This window comes from Arthrobacter sp. C152 (assembly GCF_054890965.1).
Genome location: NZ_JBTZSU010000054.1, coordinates 1 through 20,339, shown reverse-complemented (window position 1 = coordinate 20,339; position 20,339 = coordinate 1). Strand labels below are relative to the sequence as shown.

Here is a 20,339-nt window from a genome sequence, read left to right as displayed (position 1 = left end):
GGGAACAAAGCACGCTTGGTTTTTTTCCCCCACTTCGGGGGAGGAAAAAGAAAGTAGGCTTGACCACCGAGTGGCACCATCCCGCCGTCGTCTGCGTTAATGCCCTACTTCTTGCCCTGGTTGGCCACCGCGAGGATGGCCTCCTCAGCGGCCTCGGGGTCGAGGTAGGTGCCGCCCGGCTTGACCGGCTTGAAGTCCTCGTCCAGGTCGTAGACCAGCGGGATGCCGGTGGGGATGTTCAGGCCGGCGATGGCTTCATCGCTGATGCCGTCGAGGTGCTTGACCAGGGCGCGCAGCGAGTTGCCGTGCGCGGTGACCAGCACGGTCTTGCCCGCCTTGAGGTCTTCCTTGATGTCCGATTCCCAGTAGGGCAGCAGCCGTACCAGGACGTCCTTCAGGCACTCCGTGCGCGGCAGCGCGTCGCCGAGGCCGGCGTAGCGCGGATCGTGGGCCTGCGAGAACTCGGAGTCATCGGACAGGGGCGGCGGCGGGGTGTCGTAGGAGCGGCGCCATTCCATGAACTGTTCCTCGCCGTACTCCGCAAGGGTCTGCGCCTTGTCCTTGCCCTGCAGTGCGCCGTAGTGGCGTTCGTTCAGGCGCCAGTCGCGCTTGACCGGAATCCAGCCGCGGTCGGCCTTGTCCAGGGCGATGTTCGCGGTGTTGATGGCACGCTTGAGCAGGGAGGTGTAGAGCACGTCCGGCAGGACGTTGTTTTCCACCAGCAGCTCACCGCCGCGCGCTGCTTCCGCGCGTCCCTGGTCGTTCAGGTCGACGTCCACCCAGCCGGTGAACAGGTTCTTGGCGTTCCATTCGCTGTGGCCGTGGCGCAGCAGAATCAGCTTGTAAGTCATGATTTTCATCCTAGCCGAGCACTGTAACCCGCTGCCCAGCGTTACAGCGGCCTGGCCCGCGCGGCGGACGGGATAAAGTTGGGCGGTGGTTCAAAAGGCTGAACGGGTGAACGCCCCGCAACTGTCCGGCCGGGCGCCTGCCGCGCGGCAGGGCCGGCCGGTGGGCAACGTGACCCGCGGCACCACCAACCCCAACCGGATGCGGCGGGTGGACCGCTGGCTCACCGGGCCGCAGGCCTGGCGGCTGCGGGCCGCCAAAGAACCCCTTGTAGTGGACCTCGGCTACGGCGCAACCCCGGCCACCGCCGTCGAACTCCATGAAAGGCTCGCCGCAGTCCGGCCGGACGTGCAGGTCTGCGGGATCGAGATCGAGCCGGAGCGCGTGCGTGCGGCGCTCCCGCTGCAGCGGCCGGGCCTGTCCTTCCAGGTTGGCGGCTTCGAACTTCCGGTTCCGGGACGCCCCGTGCTGGTCCGCGCCTTCAACGTGCTGCGCCAGTACGAAGAACGGGATGTTCCCGGTATCTGGCGGCTGGTGCAGGACCGGCTCGCCCCGGACGGGCTGTTCATCGACGGCACCTGCGACGAGATCGGGCGGCGCGTGACATGGGTGGCCCTAGGCGCGGACGGCCCGCTCTCGCTGAGCATCTCGGTCCGGTTCGGCAGCTTCGACCTGCCCTCGGACGTTGCCGAACGGCTTCCCAAGGCCCTCATCCACCGCAACGTTCCCGGCGAACCGGTTTACGCGTTCCTGCAGGCGATGGACCGCGCCTGGCTCGAATGTGCGCCGCTTGCGTCGTTCGGCAACAGGCAGCGCTGGCAGGGCATGTGCAGGGCATTGCGCGACGCCGGGTGGCCGGTCCAGGACGGGCCGGCCAGATGGCGCCTCGGTGAGCTGACGGTGGACTGGACGGCAGTGTCGCCCTAAGCCGGCCGCCCCGCTGGGCGGGCCCACGTTACCAGGGGCCGTAGGGCCCCATGTTGCGGCTGCCGCCGCGGCCGGCGTCCTTGACCGCAGGCCGGACATCAGCCAGGTAGACGGACGCTGCCACCACCGCGGCGAGGCCGAAAAGACCGAAGGTTCCGAGGAAGCCTCCCCCGGACGTCAGGAGCGAGAGTACGCCAATGGCAGCGGCGCCCCCGGTCAGTGCCAGCCAGAAGGTCTTGGTCCGCTTCCCGGTGGCCTCAAAGGCGTTCGCCCGGTGCCTGGCGCAGTCGATCAGGGCCCAGAGCTCAAGCCCGAGCGCCACCAGGGCCAGGATCCAATACAGTGCCTGCTCTACAGGCCGAATAATCAGTTCGCCGTCCACAGACCCAGCCTAGCCGCCCAGCGCCTTAAGGGCCTGCTCCAGATCAGACCAAAGGTCCTCCACGTTCTCAATGCCCACGCTCAGCCGGACGAGGTTTTCCGGGACGCTGGCAGGTTCGGCCGTGTGCCTGCGCCGGCGTTCGATCAGGGACTCCACGCCGCCCAGGGACGTGGCGGGGAGCCAAAGCTGCAGGGCCTGGACCAGCTTGTCCGCGGCATCGGCGCCGCTGAGCACGGCGGTGGGCGCCACCTGGACGCAGATGATGGAACCGAATCCCTTCATCTGCTCCCTGGCCCGGGCATGGCCGGGATCTGTGGGTAGCCCTGGGAAACGGATGGATTCGATCGCAGGGTGGGCGGCAAGCCTGTGGGCGAGGAGCATCGCCGAGGCCTGGGACCGTTCCACCCGCAGTGCCAGGGTCCGCAGGCCGCGCAAAGCCAGCCAGGCTTCGAAGGGACCGGCGATGCCGCCGTGGATGATGCGGTGGTGCAGCAGTTCCGAGCGGATCTCCGGGTTGGAGGTCACCAGGGCACCGAGGACGACGTCGGAGTGCCCGGCCAGGTACTTGGTCACCGAATGAAGCACGACGTCGGACCCCAGCGTGAGGGGCTGCTGCACGAGGGGCGTGGAGAAGGTGTTGTCCGTAACCACGATGGCGCCGGCGGCGTGGGCGGCGTCGGCGAGCGCCTGCATATCCGCGATGCCCAGCATGGGGTTGGTGGGGCTTTCAAGCCACAGCATGGAAGCAGCCCGGGCGGACGGGCCTGCCGGTGCGATGGCGTCCCTGACCGCGTCCGTGTCCGCGATGTCCACCGTGCGCAGCTCGATGAAGCCCTTTTGCGCAAGTTCGGTTGCCATGACCAGGGAGCCGGAGTAGCTGTGGCTTGGCATGACCAGCACTCCCCCGGCCGGGATCAGGGACAGCGCCGAGCTGACCGCTGCCAGGCCTGACGCGTACAGCAGGCCGGGCAGCGCCGATCCTTCGAGCTGGCCGAGCGCCTCTTCAAACGGGTCCCAGGTGGGGTTTGAGTAGCGGCCGTAACCCCGGTCGCCGTCGCCCAGCGGACCCGTGCCGAAGTAGGTGGAGGACAGGGTGATGGGAGGGTTGACCGGCTGGTCCCGCTCCCGCGGCGGACGGCCGGCTGCCACCACCACGGTCTCGGCCGAAAGGGACCCGGCTTGCTGCTCGGAAAGGCTCATGGTGACAGCGTACTGTCCGGTCCGGAGCTGCCGGAAAAGCGGTGACGCCACGGGACCGCACGGCGGTGAAGGGTTCTCATCCGGGTCGGGAAATGTCGCTGCGGCTCGGTAGGCTTGAGAAGTGAGCAAACAAAGCGCCGGCATATTCATCGCGTTCGAGGGTGGCGATGGTGCCGGCAAGTCCACCCAGGCGGCGCGGCTTGCAGCTGCCTTGGAAAGCCGCGGGTTCAACGTCCTTAGAACCCGCGAGCCCGGCGGAACACCCATCGGCGAAAAACTTCGTTCGCTGGTCCTTGACCACGGCAACGGTGACATCGATGCCCGCACCGAGGCCCTCATCTTCGCCGCCTCCCGCGCCGCGCACGCAGCGCAAGTCATCCGGCCGGCCCTGGAACGCGGCGATGTCGTGCTGTGCGACCGTTACATCGATTCGTCCGTGGCCTACCAGGGCGCCGGGCGGAACCTTGGGAAGGACGCCGTCCAGTCGCTGAACGAATGGGCCACCGCAGGCCTCCAGCCGGATCTCACGGTCCTGCTGGACGTGGATCCGCAGCTGGGCCGCCGCCGCCGGACGGCAGGCGAAGCAGCCGAAGACCGGCTGGAATCGGAGGCGGACGACTTCCATACCCGGATACGGGCCGCCTTCCTTGAACTCGCGGCCAGCCGGCCGGAGTCCTACCTGGTTTTGCCGGCCCGCCTCCCGGTCGAGGAACTGGCAGCGCAGATCCTCCAGCGCGTCGAAACCCTGCTCCGGCCGGCCGCCGGCCGGCCCCTCCCGGCCGGTCGGGGAGCATCGGCGGGCGGTGGCGGCGCGTGACCGTATGGGATGACCTGCAGGGCCAGCCCGCCGTCGTCGAACAATTGAGCCAGGCCGCACGCGGTGAGGGGCTGACGCATGCCTGGCTGTTCACCGGGCCGCCGGGATCGGGACGATCCAACGCGGCCAAAGCCTTTGCCGCCGCGTTGAACTGCGACCAGGAAGACGTGAACCTGCGCGGCTGCGGCCACTGCCAGGCGTGCCACACGATCCTGGGCGAAACCCATTCGGATGTCACGTTCGTCAGGACCGAAAAGGTCACCATCACCATCGACGAAGCCCGCGACCTGGTGGCCACTGCGGGAAACCGGCCGTCCTCGGGGCGCTGGCGGATCATTGTGGTCGAGGACGCCGACCGGATGGCCGAACGGACCACCAACGTCCTCCTGAAGGCCATCGAGGAGCCCACTCCGCGGACCGTGTGGATGCTCTGCGCCCCCTCCCCCGCGGACGTCCTGGTGACCATCCGCTCGCGGTGCCGCAGCGTGGCACTGCGGCTGCCGCCCGCCGCCGACGTCGCGGCCCTGCTGGTCCGGCGCGACGGCGTCGACCCGGCCCTGGCAGAAAGGGCAGCCCGGGCGGCGCAGAGCCATGTGGGAATTGCCCGGCGGCTCGCGCGGGACCCTGCCGCGAGGGAACGCCGCCTGGAGACGGTTCGTTTTCCCCTGGGGCTCCGCGGCGTTACCGCGGCCGTCATGATGGCCGACAAGCTGGTCAAAATCGCCACCGCCGAGGCCAACAGTTCCAATGAGGAGCGTGATGCCGCCGAGAAAGCCGCCTTGCTGGCAACCCTGGGCGCGCCGGAGTCCGGGACGCTGCCGCCGGCGATGCGCAGCCAGCTCAAACAGCTTGAGGACGACCAAAAACGGCGCGCCAAGCGGTCCATCACGGACTCCCTGGACCGGACACTCACCGATTTGCTCTCCTTCTACCGCGACGTGCTGGTCATCCAGCTGGGGAACGCCGTGGAGCTCGTCAACGTTGAGCTGAGCAGTGAGTTGGAGGAGTTCGCCGCACGCACCACCCCCGAGGTCACGCTGGCACGGATGGACGCCATCAACAAAGCCCGCGAACGCATCACCACCACCAACGTTGCCCCGCTGCTGGCCATTGAGTCCATGGCAGCCAGTCTGATCCAGCCATCCAAGGAGACCCGATGACTGCCCGCCCACTGCCCGCACGGCCCCTGGCAGTTGCTGTCCGCGCCGCCGGCGCCATGGTCCTGGCCATGGTCCTCGCGTCCTGCAGCCTGCTCAACGGCGGGGACAAGACACCGGAGGCGGCCACGGCGAAGGCGGATCCGTCGATCGTGGCTTCGGCCCCCTCCGGCCTGGAAAAGTTCTACTCCCAGGAAGTGGTGTGGCAGCCCTGCGAAGGCGAGTTCCAGTGCGCCAAGGTGACGGTTCCGCTCGACTACGCCAACCCCGCCGGGGACACTATCCAGGTCGCGGCGCTGCGGGCGCCCAGCACGGGAAAGAAGACCGGCACCCTCCTGGTCAATCCCGGCGGCCCCGGCGCGTCCGGGTACGACTTCGTCAAGGACGCTGCCGGAACGCATTTCTCCCAGGGAGTGCGCAGCACCTACGACCTCGTGGGTTTTGATCCGCGCGGCGTCAAGCGCTCCGCCCCCGTGACCTGCATGACCGACGCGGAACGCGACGCCGCCCGGGCCAAGACCTATGCCCTGGAAACCGACGCCGGACTGGCGGCGGCGCTGGCTGACAACAAGGCGATCGCCGACCAGTGCGCGGCACAGACCGGACCCGTACTGGGCCATATCGACACGGTCAGCGCAGCCAAGGACCTTGACGTGCTCCGGGCAGTTGTCAACGACACCAAGCTGAACTACCTCGGATACTCCTACGGCACGTTCCTCGGTTCCACCTACGCCTCGCTGTTTCCGGACAACGTGGGACGGATGGTGCTTGACGGCGCCCTTGATCCCTCGATCAGCAACGAGGACCTTACCAGCGGACAGGCGCGCGCCTTCGAGAAAGCCATCCGCTCCTACGTCGCAAGCTGCCAGAAGCAGGGCAAGTGCCCGTTGGGCGGCGATGTCGACTCGGGCGTCCAGCAGATCCAGGACCTCATCAACGCTGTCCGGCAGACTCCGCGCACCGCCAAGGACGGCCGCCAGGTCAACGCCACGATGTTCGTCAGCGGCCTGATCACCCCGCTGTACAACGACGAAAGCTGGCCGGCCCTGACCCAGGCCCTTGAAGCCGCCATGAACGGTGACGTGAGCCTGGTGCTGCGCCTTGCCGATATCGGCGCCGACCGCGGGTCGGACGGGAAGTACACCTCCAACTCGACGCTCGCCTTCAACGCGGTCAACTGCCTGGACTACCCGATGGTCTCGGACCCGGCAGGCATGCGGGCCGAGGAGCAGCGGCTGGAGCAGGACTCGCCCACGTTCGGGTACTTCTTTGCCTATGGCGGCGTCAACTGCGCGGACTGGCCATACAAGAACCTCCGCACGCCGGCCCCGGTCGACTACAGCGGGGACTCCCCCATCGTGGTGGTCGGGACCACCGGAGACCCCGCCACGCCCGTCGACTGGGCCGCATCGTTGCGCAAGCAGCTGGGCAACGCCTCACTGCTGACCTGGAGGGGCGAGGGGCACACAGCATACGGCCGTGCCAACAGCTGCCTGGAGGATGCCGTGGACGGCTACCTTGTCAGCGGCAAGGTTCCGGCGGACAACACGGTGTGCTGAACGCCCGGCCGCCGGCCCATTTTGACCGCGGCGCACGGACTCTATTACAGTTGACTCTTGCATGAAGCCGCCGGGTCCGCCCGGGAAATTCATGCGGTGCTTCCTTAGCTCAGTCGGTAGAGCGTTTCACTCGTAATGAAAAGGTCATCAGTTCGATTCTGATAGGAAGCTCGGGATAAACCCCGGACAGCCCCTTGTTTTAGGGGTTTCCGGGGTTTTTCGCTGGTTAAGCGCCTGTTTTCGGTGTGCGGGCGGGACGTCCCCCGGCCTACCCGGTTCCCCTTTCCCCACCCAGTCCCGAGGGTATTGACAAGGAACCTGCCGCGTCTTTTGATCAACACATAGTCGAGCAGTGGGCTTCCTCCGTAGTTCCTGGGAGCAGACATGGATACCGGGACGATCCTCGGGTTCAGCTTTGGCTACCTCGCCACCATTGCAGGCGTGTTCCTCCTCTATTTGCCCATCATCGCCATGGTCCTTGTGCTGCTTGTCGTGACCGGCATCCTTGAGCTCATAGTGCTGCCATTCAGCCTGCTGATCCACAAGCTCAGGCGCGCAGACCGGGCACCGGACATGGACCGCACGTGGATCCCGGGCGGCCCAGCGGGGCGGCCCGCGGAAATGAACCGCGTGCGAAAACAGCTCGGCATTGCGCTGTCCGTGCTGCTCGCTCTCGGCGGAGCCCCGGGATGTTCCTATGACTACCCCGAGCCGGCGCACCCATCGGCCGCCGGGCTGCAGGCGGAGGCATCCCGCCCGCCATACACCGATCCCCTTGTCCTTGAACGTGAGGTGGGAAACTACGCCAGGCTGGACCGGCTCCTGAAGGCAGTACCGGGACGGGTCCTGCTTTTTGAGGAGGGTCCGCTGGATGGTCCCGCCAGGGGCTTTGGCGCCACGGCCCCCGTGCCCGCAGCGGGGCTGTACACCGTCACCGCGGCCTGTGTTGGTGCCGCCGGTGCGACGGTCTCCGTGGGCCAGGAGCAGCCCGGCGCGCCCTTCCGGCCGGAAGAGCTCCCGCTGGACTGCGCCGGGACCGCTACGCGGGTCATGGCACTTCAACAGGGCTACGTCTTCGCGCATCTGCTGCTGCCCGCCGCGGGCGATACGCCATGGACCGGGGCGGTGGGCGGAGTCCGTGTGACCGGCTGAGGCGAATTCGGGCGATTGTTACGGCACGACTCTCCCATGGCCACCGTGGTTCAGGAAACGGCAAGCCAGCCACGGTATCATCCCGACATGACCCCCCGCTTTCAGGCTGCCCTCCTGCGCGCCGTAAGAGGAGCCACGGCACAGCCGGCTGTATCCAGCCCGGCAGCCTGCGCCGTCGTCTCCACCTTCCAGGAAGGCCATGCGCAGGGCCGCCCCGGCCTGCCGGGGACGCCGTAGTGGAACAAGCGACTCCGAGGCACATGAGGCAGGACGGAAAGGGCCCCGGGCGCCGGGCAGTCCTCCTTGCGGCAGTGATGACGTTGTCCGCTGCCGTCCCTGACCTGGAGCCGCAGCGGAACGGGCACGGCGGCGATGCCGGTGCCCCGGACGGGGTGGCCCAAGCCCCGGCCGATGACGTCACCGCACGGATCATGGACGGCGGCCCCGACCCCGGCCCGCAGCCGCCGCAGGCCAGTCCCGCCCCGTCGCGGGCCGACATCACCAATACCTACGGCACACGCGGCGTCCGGTACTGGGGCCTGGAAGCTCCCGGGGTCCTGACCCGGCTGCCCGCGGGAGCCCCGGGCATTGCCCTGACGTTCGACTTTTGCGGCGGCCCCGGCGGCAACGGCTACGACCAGGCCCTGATCGACACCCTGCGGCAACGGCACGTTCCGGCAACCCTCTTCCTGAACTCCCGCTGGATCTCCGCCAACCCGGCCACCGCGCGGCAGCTGGCAGCAGACCCGCTCTTCGAACTGGCCAACCACGGGACGTCGCACAAGCCGCTGTCCACCACTGGAAACACTGCCTACGGGATTCCCGGGACCAGGAATGCCGGCGAAGTCTATGACGAGGTCATGCCCAACGACGCCGGGCTGGCGTCGCTGACGGGCGCCCGGCCCCGCTACTTCCGTCCCGGCACCGCCTACATGGACGACGTCGCGGCCGACATCCTCCGCGCCCTCGGCGTGAAAGCGGCGGGCTTCAGCATCAACGGCGACGGCGGTGCCACCTTCCCTGCCGCGGTCGTGGCCCGGGAGGTCGGCCGCGCCAGAGCGGGCGACGTCGTCATCTGCCACGGCAACCACCCCGGCGGTGGAACCGCTGACGGCGTGAGCCAGGCCCTGGACAAGCTGCTGGCTGCGGGAAACTCCTTCCTGCACCTGCCCTGAAGGCAGCGCTAGTCAGGCCTGCCCACCACCACCTGCGCAGGACTGTGGGTCAGGTAGCCGTTGGCCCAGGAGAAGAGGGCCCGTACCTTTTGCTGAAATCCGGGCAGCAGGGCCAGGTGCACTGCCAGCCAGGATACGAACGCCAGCGGTCCCTGCAACTGCAGGCGCCGGCGCCCCATCTCGGCCACGGCAGCGCCGCGTCCCACCATCGCCATATATCCCTTGTCCCAGTAGCGGAAGGGCTCCCTGGCGCCGCCCGTGAGCTCGGCATGGATATTGCGGGCGGCCCACTTGCCGGACTGCTGGGCCACCGAACCAAGCTGGGGCAGCTTGTTGCCGGCGGCATCGGTGATGTTGGCGGCGTCGCCCAGGACGTAGACGCCCTCGACGCCGGGTGCGGTGAGGTCGGGCTGCACGTCAATGCGTCCGCCCTTGCCCTGCTGCAGGCCGGATTCGGCAATGATGCGACCGGCCTGCAGGCCACCCGCCCACACCACGATCCGGGCGGGAATGAGCGTTCCGTCCTTAAGGGTCACGCCGTCGGCGCGCACTTCGCTCACGGCCTGTCCCATGTGCAGCTGCACGCCGAGTTTCGTCAGCCGGTCGCGGGTATACGCCTGCGACTTTTCGGAAAACGCCGCAAGCACGTTGGGCACCATGTCCACCAGGTGCACGTGGCAGCGGTCGGCGAGGCCACCGGAAAAATACTTCGGCACCAGGTACTTCACGTTTTCCGCGAGCGCACCCGCCGTCTCCACCCCCGTGGGTCCGCCGCCCACCACAATCACATCCGCCGTTTCCCGCGGCTCCCGGTCGGCCTCATCCATGACGGCCGTGATGGCCGCGCTGAGCCGGGTGGCATCCGCCACCGAGTACAGCGGGTAGGCATGCTCATCGGCGCCTGGCGTATTGAAGTAATTCGGCACCGCCCCGGCGGCAATGACGAGGATGCGGGACCGGTAGGTGGAGCCGTCAGCGGTGGTGACCGTGCGGTTCGCGGCATCCACCGCCGTCACCTCCGCTGTCAGGACCCTGACGTTGTTGATCCTGCGGAATTCCGCGCGCAGCGGCCGCGCCACCGCCGAAACACCGATCTGGGATGCGGCCACCTGGTACAGCAGGGGCTGGAACTGGCGGTAGTTGTTCGCATCGATCAGCAGGACGCGGATGCCCTTGCGGCCAAGTTCCTCGGCGGCGGTGGTCCCGGCAAACCCGCCGCCGACCACGATGACCTGATATGAATCCTCCATCCGAGCAAGATACCCCTACCGGCCCATGAGCAACAGGGCAGCCATGTCCGGTACAAACGCGAGGCCATGCCGCCACCTAAGATGGCGGCATGGACGACCAAGCCCTGGCTGACATTGCGAACAGGCTGTATGCCGGTCCGCTGGAGGACTTCATCGCGTCCCGGGCTGCCGCGGCCAAGGAAGCTGCGGGACAGGACAAGGAACTGGCGGCCGCCGTCCGGGCCCTGCCCAAACCCTCGGTGGCCGCCTGGGCCCTCAACATGCTCGCACGGGAACGTCCGGACGTCCTGGACGGGCTGGCCGGCCTCGGCGCACGGATGCGTACCGCGCAGGGGTCGCTGGATGCCGCGGCCCTCCGGGAGCTGGGACGCGGGCGCCGCACGCTCCTGGCCGCCGCCGTCGACACAGCCCGGGAGGTGGCCCGGGGGCAAGGGCGGCCGATCAGCGATGCCATGGCCGCCGACGTCGAGGAGACCCTGCGGGCCCTGACCGCTGACGAGGGTGCCGCCTCCGCAGTCGCCAGCGGGCGTCTCCTGAAGGTCCTCTCGGCCGACGGCGTCAATGCCGTGGACCTTGATGGGGCGGTGGCCCTGCCGGCGATGCTGCCCGCCCCTGCGTACGCTCCCCCGCTGCCTCGCCCGGCACCGGCAGCGGCGGCAAAGAAGCGTCCGACGGCGGAGCGCACCTCCCAGCCGGCACCGGCCAGGCCCCGGCTTGAGGCGGTCAGGCAGACGCCGCGGCCAGTCTCGCCCCCCGCGCTGGAGCGTGCCAGAGCCGCCCTCGCCCAGGCGCAGGCCGAAGAGGCTGAAACGGCCCGCCGCGCCGCGGAACTGCAGGACCAGGCGGACGAGGCGCGCACTGCCATCGAGGCGCTGCAGCGGGAAACGGCAGAGCTCCGGGAACGGCTCCAGGCCGCTGAAGACGGCCTGGACCGGGCCCGCAGGAAGCTCTCCGCGACCTCGGCTGAAGCGAAACAGGCGGCGCGGGCCGCCGACAAGGCCGGCCGGACAGTCGTGCTGGCCCAGGAACGGGTCCTGCGGCTGGGCCGCTGACAAAGCCCTGACCCGTTGGATTGCTTGCCGGATTCCCTCTCGCCCCGGACAGCGGCGGGACTTACTGTGGAGCTATGGATGCCGCAGCAGCCCATGCCTTCGCGATCCCGCCGGTATCAGTGCACCGCCCCACCACGGCCGTGGAAGACGCGGTCACGCTTGCGGCCGGGGTCTGGCTCCTCACCGGAACCTACGTTGATGGGTGGGCGCACAACAACCTCCGCGACCTCGAGACGTTCTTCACCCCGTGGCATGCGGTCCTCTATTCGGGCTTCGCCGCCTGCGCGCTCTGGATCGGCGCGCTGACCTGGCGCCGCCATGCGCCCGGCGTGCGGTGGACGGACGCCGTTCCCGCCGGCTACGGGGCAGCGGCGGCCGGTGTGGTCCTGTTCCTGGTCTCCGGCGCGGCCGACGTCGCCTGGCATTCGGTGTTCGGCGTTGAGCAGGGCATCTCGGCGCTGTTCAGCCCGTCCCATCTGGGGCTCGCCTGCGGGGGCTTCCTCATCCTCGCCGCGCCGTTCTCCGCCGCGTGGCACTCCCCCGCACGGCCGTGGCCGCGGCTGGTGCCCGCCGTCGTCAGCGCCTTGCTCGCGGGCATGGTGGCGGCATTTATCCTGCAGGAGTTCGCAGTGTTCGCCCGCCATGGGCTGATCCAGACGTACATCAGCGTGCCCGGGGCCCAGCCCCTGGTGGCACCGCCGACGTCGTCGAGCATCATGGTGTCCCTGGCAACGTTCTTTGTCTCCACAGCCGTGGTGTTCGTGCCTGTCCTGTTGCTGTCGCTGCGCTGGCGCCTGCACGTCGTGGTGCCCGCCGCCATGGCGCTGGTCCCCGCTGTGGCGCTGCAGGTCATGGTGGCGCTGCGCGACGCATGGCTGGTGACGGCGGCCCTCGCCGGTTCCGTCCTGGTGGGCGTGGTGTGGGCCGTGTTCCGCCCCGCGCCGGGCCGTCCGGGCAGGATCATGGCGGCGGCAGCCCTCTGCCCGGTGGTTTTCTGGGCCCCGTACTTCGCCGGTGTGGCGCTGCACGACGGGGCGCTCAGCTTCTCCCCCGAGGTCTGGGGCGGGACCCTGGTGTGGACGGGACTCGAGATGCTCGCGATGGCGGCGCTGACGCTTCTGGTGGGCGTTCCCGCGCGTGGGAATGATCCGGCATCCCGCAACACGCGGGCCTGATTCCAGGGAATGTCAGACCCCGGCCGCAGACTGGATTCATGGAACCTACACAGGAATTTCACGTCACGTACTTCGACGCCGACTGTGGCCGCGGCCGCTCGGAGATCTTTGACACCCTCGAAGAGGCGGAGCGGTTCGCCGCACGGCACTGCCATGGCGAGGACAGCTGGGCCGTAGTGGACGCGGTGGCCGTGGAGCAGGCCAAGGCCGCGGCCTGATGCCATCCCCCGGAAGGAAAGCCCGCCCTTAAGAGCCCGAAGCCCGCACTGCCTGGCGTCTGCCGGCAGTACGGGCTGGTAACGGGTCCGGCGTTAACTGGTCTGGCTGTTAGCGGGCCGGGCTGTTGACTCGTGTGGCCGGGAGACCGTCCCTGGACCCGTCTGCCTGCTAGGCGAAGTCGGATACGGCGGGGTCGGGTCCGATGCGGCCCTCGCCGGCGGCGGTCTTGTCCAGGGCGTTGATGGCCTCGATGTCCTCCCCGTCCAGGGACACCTCAAGGGCTGCGAAATTTTCCCTGATGCGGGACTCCGTGACCGACTTGGGGATCACCACGTTGCCGATGGCCAGGTGCCAGGCGATCACCACCTGGGCAGGGGTTGCCTGGTGCTTGGCGGCGATGGAGGCCACGGTGGGGTCCTGCAGGAGCTCGCCGCCCTGGCCCAGCGGCGACCAGGCCTGGGTCAGGATGCCGTTGGCAGCACCAAACTCCCGCAGTTCGCGCTGGCTGAAGTACGGGTGCAGTTCGATCTGGTGGATGGCCGGAACCACGCCCGTTTCGTCGATGAGCCGCTGCAGGCCCTCGACGGTGAAGTTGGAGACGCCAATGGACTTCACCCGGCCGCGCTTCTGGAGTTCGATCAGCGCCTTCCAGGTGTCGACGTACTTGTCCTGCTTGGGCTGCATCCAGTGGATCAGGTAGAGGTCCAGGGTCTCCAGGCCAAGCCGGTCCATCGACTCCTCGAACGCGGCGAGGGTCGACTCATAGCCCTGGTCGGAGTTCCACAGTTTGGTGGTGATGAAGATCTGTTCCGGTGACAGCCCCGAGCTCGCGATGGCGCGGCCCACGCCTGACTCGTTGCCGTAGATCCTGGCCGTGTCGATGTGGCGGAAGCCGGCCTCGAAGGCCTGGCGGACAACCTTTTCGGCCACGTCGTCCTCAACCTGCCACACGCCGTAGCCGAGCTGGGGGATCGTGTTTCCGTCGTTGAAAGTCAAGGTAGGTGAAAGAGTCATGGTTTCATCCTGCCAAAGACCGGCCGGCGCCTGGCCCGGATTCCTGTCCTGTCAGCCAGACGCGTAACTCAAAAGTATGCTTCCAAACCAGGAATAATTTCGCCGCCGCCGGTGCCAGCTATTCCCCGCGCAGCTGCCGCTCGGCGTCGGCCACCTGCTGGAAGACCGCCTCGGCGCGGCGGCGCACCGAGGCCGCGCCCACGGGTACGGGGCCTACGGCCAGCCGCAGCATGGCTGCCGCTTCGGCGGTGGTCGCCAGCGAGTTGCCCGCCTTGGACAGGGACCGGTGCACGTCCGACAAACCGGCGGGGATGTCCAGCCCGTCGCTGGGCGCCCGCCGCTGCGCTTCCGTGCACACGGCCCTGACCCGCTGCAGCAGCACGGCCAGCTCATTGGCGATGTCCACCAGCTCGCCGTACAGCTGGTCGTCCTCCACGCCTTCCAGCACCTGGTGGTAGCGGTCCAGTCCCCGGTGGAAGCGGTCATGCGCGCGGCGCCACAACCCCTTGCCAAGTTCGGTATCGTCCTTGCGCCCCTGCCTGGCGGCGCTGAAAAATCCCAAGCGGAACCTACAGGTACTGGCCCGGGCCGTGGTCCGGGTCTTCGCGCTGGCCGGACGCCGGGGGCGGCCCCTGCCGGGCACCGGCGGGGGCCCGCTGCGGCTCACCGTTCTCGCCAATGACGACGCCGGGCGCAATCATCGTGCCCGGCGGCAGCTGGCGCAGGTGCAGCTGGGCCACGGCCTGTTCCCTCGCTGCGTTCTGCGCCGCGATGGCCGTCTGGATGCCGTGGAACAGGCCTTCCAGCCAGCCCACCAGCTGTGCTTGGGCGATGCGCAGCTCGGCGTCGGACGGGGTGGCGTCATCGGAGAACGGCAGGCTGATCCTGTCCAGTTCCGCCACCAGTTCCGGCGCCAGCCCATCCTCCAGTTCCTTGATGGACCGCGCGTGGATGGCGGCGAGCCTGCCCCGCGCGGCGTCGTCCAGGGGTGCTGACTTCACCTCTTCGAGGAGCTGCCTGATCATGGTGCCGATCCGCATCACCTTGGCCGGCTCGTCCACCAGGTCTGAGAGGTGGCTGCCGCGGGGCCTGCCGTCGGACGGGGCCCCGGCCGCGGCAGGGTCCCGGCTGTCGTCAACCGGAGTGCCTTCTACCGGGAGGTCCTCAGCTGCCTGAGTGTCATTGGGATCGCTCATGCGTTCATACTCTCATGGGCAGTCCGCACGGAGCCCCCGATTAAGCCCCCGGGAGCGCTTGTCCGCTGCGGGCTCAATCAGCAGCACCTGCCCTGCGGGTTGCTGTCCTGCCGGTCCGTGCGGTCACGCCAGAACTCGCGTTCCCCGAGCGGGGGTTCACTGTGTCCCGCGGCCGCGTGGTGCTCGAGGTATTTGGCATAGGCGTCCGCACCCATGACCCCGCTGAGGTAGCGGGCAAAACCCCGGAACCCGTTCGCCATCACGGCGATGCCCGCACTCATCAATGCCCCGTCCGCTCCAGCCGGGCACCTGCCGGGAGCTTGTCCCATTCGGCGGCAAGTTCGCGCTCGGCCGCTGTCGGCACCAGGCCGGCGGGCGCGAAGACACGGGAGGGGACGGCCGGGTCCTCGTTGTCCATGGTTGCCGTGCCTGCCGCCTTGTCCCGGAATGCCTTGACCGTGGCAAGCACCGCTGTCGCGATCACGATGATGCTGAGCACCACGAAGATCACCGACAGCCAGCCCTGGATGGCCGTGTTGCGGACCACTGCCTCCATGGCGGCCACCGATTTGGCGGTGCCGAACTCCTTCTTCCCGTCGGCCAGGGCCTTGCTGAAGGCGGCGTTGTTGGCGAAGTAGCCCACCGCCGGGGTGGTGGAGAAGATCTTCTGGTAGCTGGCCGTGATGGTGACGACGGCGGCGAAGGCCAGCGGCAGGGCGACGATCCACAAGTACTTGAAGGTCCCGCGCTTGGCGACGATGGCCAGGCACACGGCCAGGGCGATGGCGGCGAGCAGCTGGTTGGCGATGCCGAACAGCGGGAACAGGGTGTTGATGCCGCCGAGCGGGTCGGTGACGCCCATCAGCAGCACGGCACCCCAGGCGGCCACCATGACGGCGGTGCACAGCCAGGCACCGGGACGCCAGGAGGCTTCCTTGAACTTGGGGACGAAGTTGCCGATCGAATCCTGCAGCATGAACCGCGCCACCCGGGTGCCGGCGTCGACGGCGGTGAGGATGAAGAGTGCCTCGAACATGATGGCGAAGTGGTACCAGAAGCCCATCATGGCCGTTCCGCCGATGAACTGCTGCATGATGTGCGCCAGCCCCACGGCCAGGGTGGGGGCGCCGCCGGTGCGGGAGACGATGCTGTGCTCGCCGACGTTGGCGGCGGTTTCACTCAGCAGGCCGGGGGTGATGTTGACGCCGCTCAGGCCCAGGCTGTTCACCCACGTGGCCGCCGTCTCCACGGTCCCGCCGGTCAGGGCCGCCGGCGCGTTCATGGCGAAGTACAGGCCGCGGTCGATGGAGATGGCCGCCACGAGGGCCATGATGGCCACGAAGGATTCCATCAGCATGCCGCCGTAGCCGATGTACCGGGTCTGCCGTTCCTTCTCCACCAGTTTGGGGGTGGTGCCGGAGGAGATCAGGGCGTGGAACCCGGAGAGGGCACCGCAGGCGATGGTGACGAACAGGAACGGGAACAGGGCGCCGGAGAACACCGGGCCGTTCTCGCGGCCCGCGAATTCGCTGAAGGCAGGGACGCTCACTTCCGGCCGGACCACGACGATGGCCAGCGCGAGCATGACGATCACGCCGATCTTCATGAAAGTGGAGAGGTAGTCGCGCGGCGCCAGGAGCAGCCAGACGGGCAGGATGGCGGCGATGAAGCCGTAGATGATCAGGCCCCAGGCGATGGTCACCTTGTCCAGGTGGAAGAACGCGGCTCCCCATTCGGTCTGGGCCACCAGGCCGCCGCCGATGATGGCGGCCATCAGCAGGACGAAGCCGATGATGGAGACTTCCATGACCTTGCCCGGCCGCAGGAAGCGCAGGTAGACGCCCATGAACAGGGCGATGGGGATGGTCATGCCCACCGAGAACACGCCCCACGGGCTTTCGCCGAGGGCGTTGACGACGACGAGCGCCAGGATCGCGACGATGATCACCATGATGAGGAGGGTGGCGATCAGGGCTGCCGTGCCGCCGATGACGCCGAGTTCCTCCCGGGCCATCTGGCCAAGGGACCGGCCGCCGCGGCGCATGGAGAAGAACATCACCAGGTAGTCCTGGACGGCACCGGCGAAGACGACGCCAACAATGATCCAGATGGTGCCGGGCAGGTATCCCATTTGGGCTGCGATCACGGGGCCCACCAGCGGGCCCGCCCCGGCGATGGCGGCGAAGTGGTGGCCGAACAGCACGTTCCGGTCGGTGCGGACGTAGTCCTTGCCGTCGGCCTTGTACTCCGCCGGGGTGGCGCGGCGGTCGTCCGGCCGGGTGATGTAGCGCTCGATGACCTTGGAGTAGAAGCGGTAGCCGATCAGGTAGGTGCAGACCGAGGCGAAGACGAACCAGATGGCGTTGACCGTTTCACCACGGACGATCGCCAGCATGAACCATGCAGCGCCGCCCAGCAGGGCGATGGCAGCCCACAGCGCGATCTTGCCGGGCGTCCATTTCCGGTCTTCGGCTTCCAGCCTTGCTTCGTCCACGGCGGCCGGGGGAAGGCTGGCGTCTGTCGCCAGTCCGCCCTCCGCCCGGGATCCGTTGTTGCGTTGGTCAGGCACTCCGGCCATGTCTCCTCCTTGAGAGTTTTCCCGCTTTTGCTATCCGGCACCCTACCAACGGGTAGCCTTGCCGGAACGCCCGGCGGCGGCGTGGCGCGGGGCCCTTGCGGTGAGCGGCGGCGAGGCGTCGACGAATGAGCTGACGAACGGACATGGATGACGACGGCGGTGGCGGCAAGCGAAAGGCTCCTGTCCCGGAGTTCCGGACAGGAGCCTTGGTTCCGCTCCAGCGCAGGCGCGCTTAGGCGTGGGAGTACGTGAGGCAGTCGGCGTTGTCGGCGCCCGGCCCCACGTGGACCTCCGGTGCGTTGCACATCAGGTGGTCATTATGGACGCACTCGGCGCGCTGGCAGGCTCCGACGTCGGCCAGGACCTTGGGCAGGCCACCGTGGATGCCGGTTTCGATGAAGGTGGCGCAGGATGCGTGGTCCTGCGTTCCTGCGACGGTGATGGCGTGCGCGGTGCAGCCCTCGTGGTCGTTGAACGAACAACGGGTGACACTGCAGTCGGCAACGTGGGTTGTCATGAGGTTCCTCCGTGGGTTCCGCCGCCCGGCGGACGGCTCCTGCACCCCACCGTAGGCCTGTTCCGGGCGATCAAAAAGACCCAATTGTGTGACCTAATGCCTACCCGCCCTGCGACTGCTGGACCATCCTGGCCTCGCAAAGGTCCAGCCAGCGGACCTCCGCCTCGGTCTGGAAGATCAGGGAGTCCAGGACCAGCAGCCAGGCCGTGTCAGCCGCCCGCTGGTTCGCTGCCGTGTCCCTGCGGGCCTTGGTGTAGTCCTGCAGCGCCCGGATGGACGCCACCCGCTGCGCCTGGATGATGGCCTGGACGTCGACGCCGGGCAGCGTGACGGCGAGCGCCAGCTTGATGGCCAGTTCGTTGCGGGGCGGATTGTTCCGCTCCACGGGGGCAGCGAACCAGCCCTGCACTTCCGCCTTGCCGGCGGCGGTGATGCTGTACACAACGTGCCCCTCGCCGTCGTCGCCCTTCTTTGCGACAAGGGCGTCCCGTTCCAGCCGGTCAAGGGTGGTGTATACCTGGCCGATGTTCAACGGCCAGGTGGCCCCGGTCCGGTTTTCGAACTCGACCCGCAACTGGTAGCCGTATCGCGGCTGGTCCTGGAGCAGGGCGAGGAGGCTGTGGCGAATCGACAAGGTGCTCCCCCGGGCATAGTCCTTTCCGGTGTGCACAGGCCCCCAAGACGTGTGCATACCGCGCAGGGGAGAGCCTAGCCCGTACGGTGCGCCAGGCCAATACCGGGTATCTACCGGCTACATGACCAGCAGGATCTTCCCCACGTGGTCTCCGGTGTCGAAGTAGCGGTGCGCGGCACGGACCTGGTCCAGGGGAAAGGTCTTGGCCACCAGCGGGCGGATCCGGCCGTCGGCCACGAGCGGCCATACGGCATCCCGGACCGCCGTCATGATCGCTCCTTTCTCGGCAACCGGCCTGGGGCGCAGTGCCGTGGCCACCACGGCGGCGCGCTTCTTCAGCAGCAGCCCGAGGTCCAGTTCGCCCTTGGTGCCGCCCTGCAGGCCAATCACCACCAGGCGGCCGTAATCGGCCAGGGCGTCAACGTTCTGCGGCAGGTACTTGGCCCCCACCACGTCCAGGATCACGTCTGCTCCCTTGCCGCCGTTCTGCCGGCGGAGGCTTTCGGGAAAGTCCTCCTCCGCGTAGTTGATGGCAATGTCGGCGCCCAGGAAGGCCTTCGCGGTGCTGACTTTCTCGTCCGAGCCGGCCGTGGCGGCCACCCGGGCACCGAGCGCTTTCGCGAGCTGGATCGCCATGGTGCCGATTCCGCCGGTGGCGCCGTGGACCAGCACGGTTTCACCGGGCTGCAGCTGTGCGGTCATCACCAGGTTCGAATAGACTGTGGCGGCGACTTCCGGAAGCGATGCCGCCGTTACCAGGTCCACCCCGTCGGGAACCCGCAGCACCTGCTCGGCCGGGACTGCCACCTGCTGGGCATAGCCTCCCCCCGCCAGCAGTGCCACCACCTTGTCCCCGATGGAGAAGGGCTTGCTGACCCCCGGCCCGAAGCCGGCGATCCGGCCTGATACTTCCAGCCCCGGAATCTCGGAGGCACCCGGCGGAGGCGGGTAGAATCCACGGCGCTGCTGGACGTCGGCCCGGTTCAGGCCTGCCGCCACGACATCAATCAGCACTTCGCCCTGGCCGGGCACCGGTGCGTCCACGTCCCGGACTTCCAGTACTTCCGGGCCGCCCGGCTCCGCGATGTAGACGGCTTTCATGGGTCTCTCCCGTTCCTGACTCAAACTGCCGGCCTGCAACCAGCGTGTACCGGACACCTTCCTTGGGCCTGTTTTGTTGCAGGCAAGTGCCTATGAAACACTACTAGCTGAGGAAGGTTGTCCGAGCGGCCGAAGGAGCTGGTCTTGAAAACCAGTGTGCGGTAACCCCGTACCAAGAGTTCGAATCTCTTACCTTCCGCGCAGGAGACCCCCGGCAGCCGGCACGCTGGCGCCGGGGGTTTCGTTTTGCCCGCACCTCTTGAAAGTGTCAGGCCCGGTCAATAGGGTCAGGGTGTTTCATGCCGAAGGCCACCGCACACCCGCGCACACCTCTAGTAGTACTTTGTTAGGTTTTTCGGCTAAAAGCTTTTAATCGCCGGTCTGA

At 68.0% G+C, this 20,339-nt stretch carries 22 protein-coding genes and 2 tRNA genes; 12 read left to right on the top strand and 12 right to left on the bottom strand.

Going from position 1 to position 20,339, the window contains the following annotated elements; translation table 11 throughout:
• Nucleotides 1–104: 104 nt before the first annotated feature.
• Nucleotides 105–851, bottom strand: a complete 747-nt coding sequence (locus ACYSM9_RS20860; RefSeq protein WP_221385574.1) for a phosphoglyceromutase — start codon at nucleotides 849–851, stop codon at nucleotides 105–107.
• Nucleotides 852–957: 106 nt separating this feature from the next.
• On the opposite strand from ACYSM9_RS20860, the gene ACYSM9_RS20855 reads away from it, so the two are divergent.
• Nucleotides 958–1,776, top strand: a complete 819-nt coding sequence (locus ACYSM9_RS20855; protein ID WP_461858859.1) for a class I SAM-dependent methyltransferase — start codon at nucleotides 958–960, stop codon at nucleotides 1,774–1,776.
• Nucleotides 1,777–1,804: 28 nt separating this feature from the next.
• Here ACYSM9_RS20855 and ACYSM9_RS20850 read toward each other — a convergent pair whose 3' ends face one another.
• Both ACYSM9_RS20850 and ACYSM9_RS20845 read right to left on the bottom strand, forming a co-directional pair.
• The gene (locus ACYSM9_RS20850; RefSeq protein WP_461858858.1) at nucleotides 1,805–2,158 is read right to left on the bottom strand and encodes a DUF2516 family protein; all 354 of its coding nucleotides are present in this window, start codon (nucleotides 2,156–2,158) and stop codon (nucleotides 1,805–1,807) included.
• Between the two features lie 9 nt (nucleotides 2,159–2,167).
• Nucleotides 2,168–3,358 (bottom strand): trans-sulfuration enzyme family protein, encoded by a 1,191-nt coding sequence (locus tag ACYSM9_RS20845; RefSeq protein ID WP_461858857.1) that lies wholly within the window; start codon nucleotides 3,356–3,358, stop codon nucleotides 2,168–2,170.
• 121 nt (nucleotides 3,359–3,479) lie between these two features.
• Between ACYSM9_RS20845 and tmk the strand changes: the two genes are divergently transcribed.
• From tmk to ACYSM9_RS20810, 7 genes are all read left to right on the top strand, one after another.
• A complete protein-coding gene (gene tmk, locus ACYSM9_RS20840; RefSeq protein WP_461858856.1) occupies nucleotides 3,480–4,175 on the top strand; it encodes a dTMP kinase in 696 nt (231 codons plus the stop codon).
• On the top strand, nucleotides 4,172–5,335 hold the full coding sequence (locus ACYSM9_RS20835) for a DNA polymerase III subunit delta' (protein ID WP_461858855.1): 1,164 nt from the start codon (nucleotides 4,172–4,174) through the stop codon (nucleotides 5,333–5,335). The genes tmk and ACYSM9_RS20835 overlap by 4 nt, the downstream gene beginning before the upstream one ends.
• The gene (locus tag ACYSM9_RS20830) at nucleotides 5,332–6,891 is read left to right on the top strand and encodes an alpha/beta hydrolase (RefSeq protein ID WP_461858854.1); all 1,560 of its coding nucleotides are present in this window, start codon (nucleotides 5,332–5,334) and stop codon (nucleotides 6,889–6,891) included. The genes ACYSM9_RS20835 and ACYSM9_RS20830 overlap by 4 nt, the downstream gene beginning before the upstream one ends.
• Nucleotides 6,892–6,989: 98 nt before the next feature.
• Nucleotides 6,990–7,062, top strand: a tRNA-Thr gene (locus ACYSM9_RS20825).
• A 213-nt stretch (nucleotides 7,063–7,275) separates the two neighbouring features.
• Entirely contained in the window at nucleotides 7,276–8,043 is a 768-nt protein-coding gene (locus tag ACYSM9_RS20820; protein ID WP_461858853.1) for a hypothetical protein, read from the top strand.
• Nucleotides 8,044–8,130: 87 nt separating this feature from the next.
• Nucleotides 8,131–8,280, top strand: coding sequence for a hypothetical protein (locus ACYSM9_RS20815; RefSeq protein WP_461858852.1), 150 nt, complete (start codon nucleotides 8,131–8,133; stop codon nucleotides 8,278–8,280).
• Between the two features lie 23 nt (nucleotides 8,281–8,303).
• Complete coding sequence (locus ACYSM9_RS20810) at nucleotides 8,304–9,218, top strand: polysaccharide deacetylase family protein (RefSeq protein WP_461858851.1); 915 nt, start codon at nucleotides 8,304–8,306, stop codon at nucleotides 9,216–9,218.
• An 8-nt stretch (nucleotides 9,219–9,226) separates the two neighbouring features.
• Here the strand turns inward: ACYSM9_RS20810 and ACYSM9_RS20805 are convergent, their stop codons facing one another.
• Complete coding sequence (locus ACYSM9_RS20805; protein ID WP_461858850.1) at nucleotides 9,227–10,468, bottom strand: NAD(P)/FAD-dependent oxidoreductase; 1,242 nt, start codon at nucleotides 10,466–10,468, stop codon at nucleotides 9,227–9,229.
• An 89-nt stretch (nucleotides 10,469–10,557) separates the two neighbouring features.
• Here ACYSM9_RS20805 and ACYSM9_RS20800 point away from each other — a divergent pair, with 89 nt between their 5' ends.
• The 3 genes from ACYSM9_RS20800 to ACYSM9_RS20790 all read left to right on the top strand — a co-directional run bounded on the left by ACYSM9_RS20800 (nucleotide 10,558) and on the right by ACYSM9_RS20790 (nucleotide 12,913).
• Nucleotides 10,558–11,520 (top strand): hypothetical protein, encoded by a 963-nt coding sequence (locus ACYSM9_RS20800; RefSeq protein ID WP_461858849.1) that lies wholly within the window; start codon nucleotides 10,558–10,560, stop codon nucleotides 11,518–11,520.
• A 74-nt stretch (nucleotides 11,521–11,594) separates the two neighbouring features.
• Nucleotides 11,595–12,695, top strand: a complete 1,101-nt coding sequence (locus ACYSM9_RS20795; protein WP_461858848.1) for a hypothetical protein — start codon at nucleotides 11,595–11,597, stop codon at nucleotides 12,693–12,695.
• 38 nt (nucleotides 12,696–12,733) lie between these two features.
• Nucleotides 12,734–12,913 (top strand): hypothetical protein, encoded by a 180-nt coding sequence (locus ACYSM9_RS20790; protein ID WP_461858847.1) that lies wholly within the window; start codon nucleotides 12,734–12,736, stop codon nucleotides 12,911–12,913.
• Between the two features lie 169 nt (nucleotides 12,914–13,082).
• Here the strand turns inward: ACYSM9_RS20790 and ACYSM9_RS20785 are convergent, their stop codons facing one another.
• From ACYSM9_RS20785 to ACYSM9_RS20750, 8 genes are all read right to left on the bottom strand, one after another.
• The gene (locus ACYSM9_RS20785; RefSeq protein WP_461858846.1) at nucleotides 13,083–13,928 is read right to left on the bottom strand and encodes an aldo/keto reductase; all 846 of its coding nucleotides are present in this window, start codon (nucleotides 13,926–13,928) and stop codon (nucleotides 13,083–13,085) included.
• Between the two features lie 118 nt (nucleotides 13,929–14,046).
• Nucleotides 14,047–14,490, bottom strand: a complete 444-nt coding sequence (locus ACYSM9_RS20780; protein ID WP_461858845.1) for a hypothetical protein — start codon at nucleotides 14,488–14,490, stop codon at nucleotides 14,047–14,049.
• Between the two features lie 7 nt (nucleotides 14,491–14,497).
• Complete coding sequence (locus tag ACYSM9_RS20775; protein ID WP_461858844.1) at nucleotides 14,498–15,124, bottom strand: bacterial proteasome activator family protein; 627 nt, start codon at nucleotides 15,122–15,124, stop codon at nucleotides 14,498–14,500.
• A 77-nt stretch (nucleotides 15,125–15,201) separates the two neighbouring features.
• Nucleotides 15,202–15,405, bottom strand: a complete 204-nt coding sequence (locus ACYSM9_RS20770) for a YbdD/YjiX family protein (protein ID WP_461858843.1) — start codon at nucleotides 15,403–15,405, stop codon at nucleotides 15,202–15,204.
• Complete coding sequence (locus ACYSM9_RS20765) at nucleotides 15,405–17,702, bottom strand: carbon starvation CstA family protein (RefSeq protein WP_461858842.1); 2,298 nt, start codon at nucleotides 17,700–17,702, stop codon at nucleotides 15,405–15,407. The genes ACYSM9_RS20770 and ACYSM9_RS20765 overlap by 1 nt, the downstream gene beginning before the upstream one ends.
• Before the next feature lie 232 nt (nucleotides 17,703–17,934).
• Nucleotides 17,935–18,219 carry a DUF1540 domain-containing protein gene (locus ACYSM9_RS20760; protein ID WP_461858841.1) on the bottom strand — a complete coding sequence of 95 codons (285 nt, stop codon included), beginning with the start codon at nucleotides 18,217–18,219 and terminating at the stop codon, nucleotides 17,935–17,937.
• Nucleotides 18,220–18,319: 100 nt separating this feature from the next.
• Nucleotides 18,320–18,853, bottom strand: a complete 534-nt coding sequence (locus ACYSM9_RS20755; RefSeq protein WP_461858840.1) for a PadR family transcriptional regulator — start codon at nucleotides 18,851–18,853, stop codon at nucleotides 18,320–18,322.
• 117 nt (nucleotides 18,854–18,970) lie between these two features.
• Nucleotides 18,971–19,954, bottom strand: a complete 984-nt coding sequence (locus tag ACYSM9_RS20750; protein WP_461858839.1) for an NAD(P)H-quinone oxidoreductase — start codon at nucleotides 19,952–19,954, stop codon at nucleotides 18,971–18,973.
• A gap of 111 nt (nucleotides 19,955–20,065) precedes the next feature.
• Between ACYSM9_RS20750 and ACYSM9_RS20745 the strand changes: the two genes are divergently transcribed.
• A tRNA-Ser gene (locus ACYSM9_RS20745) sits at nucleotides 20,066–20,153 on the top strand.
• Nucleotides 20,154–20,339: the final 186 nt, after the last annotated feature.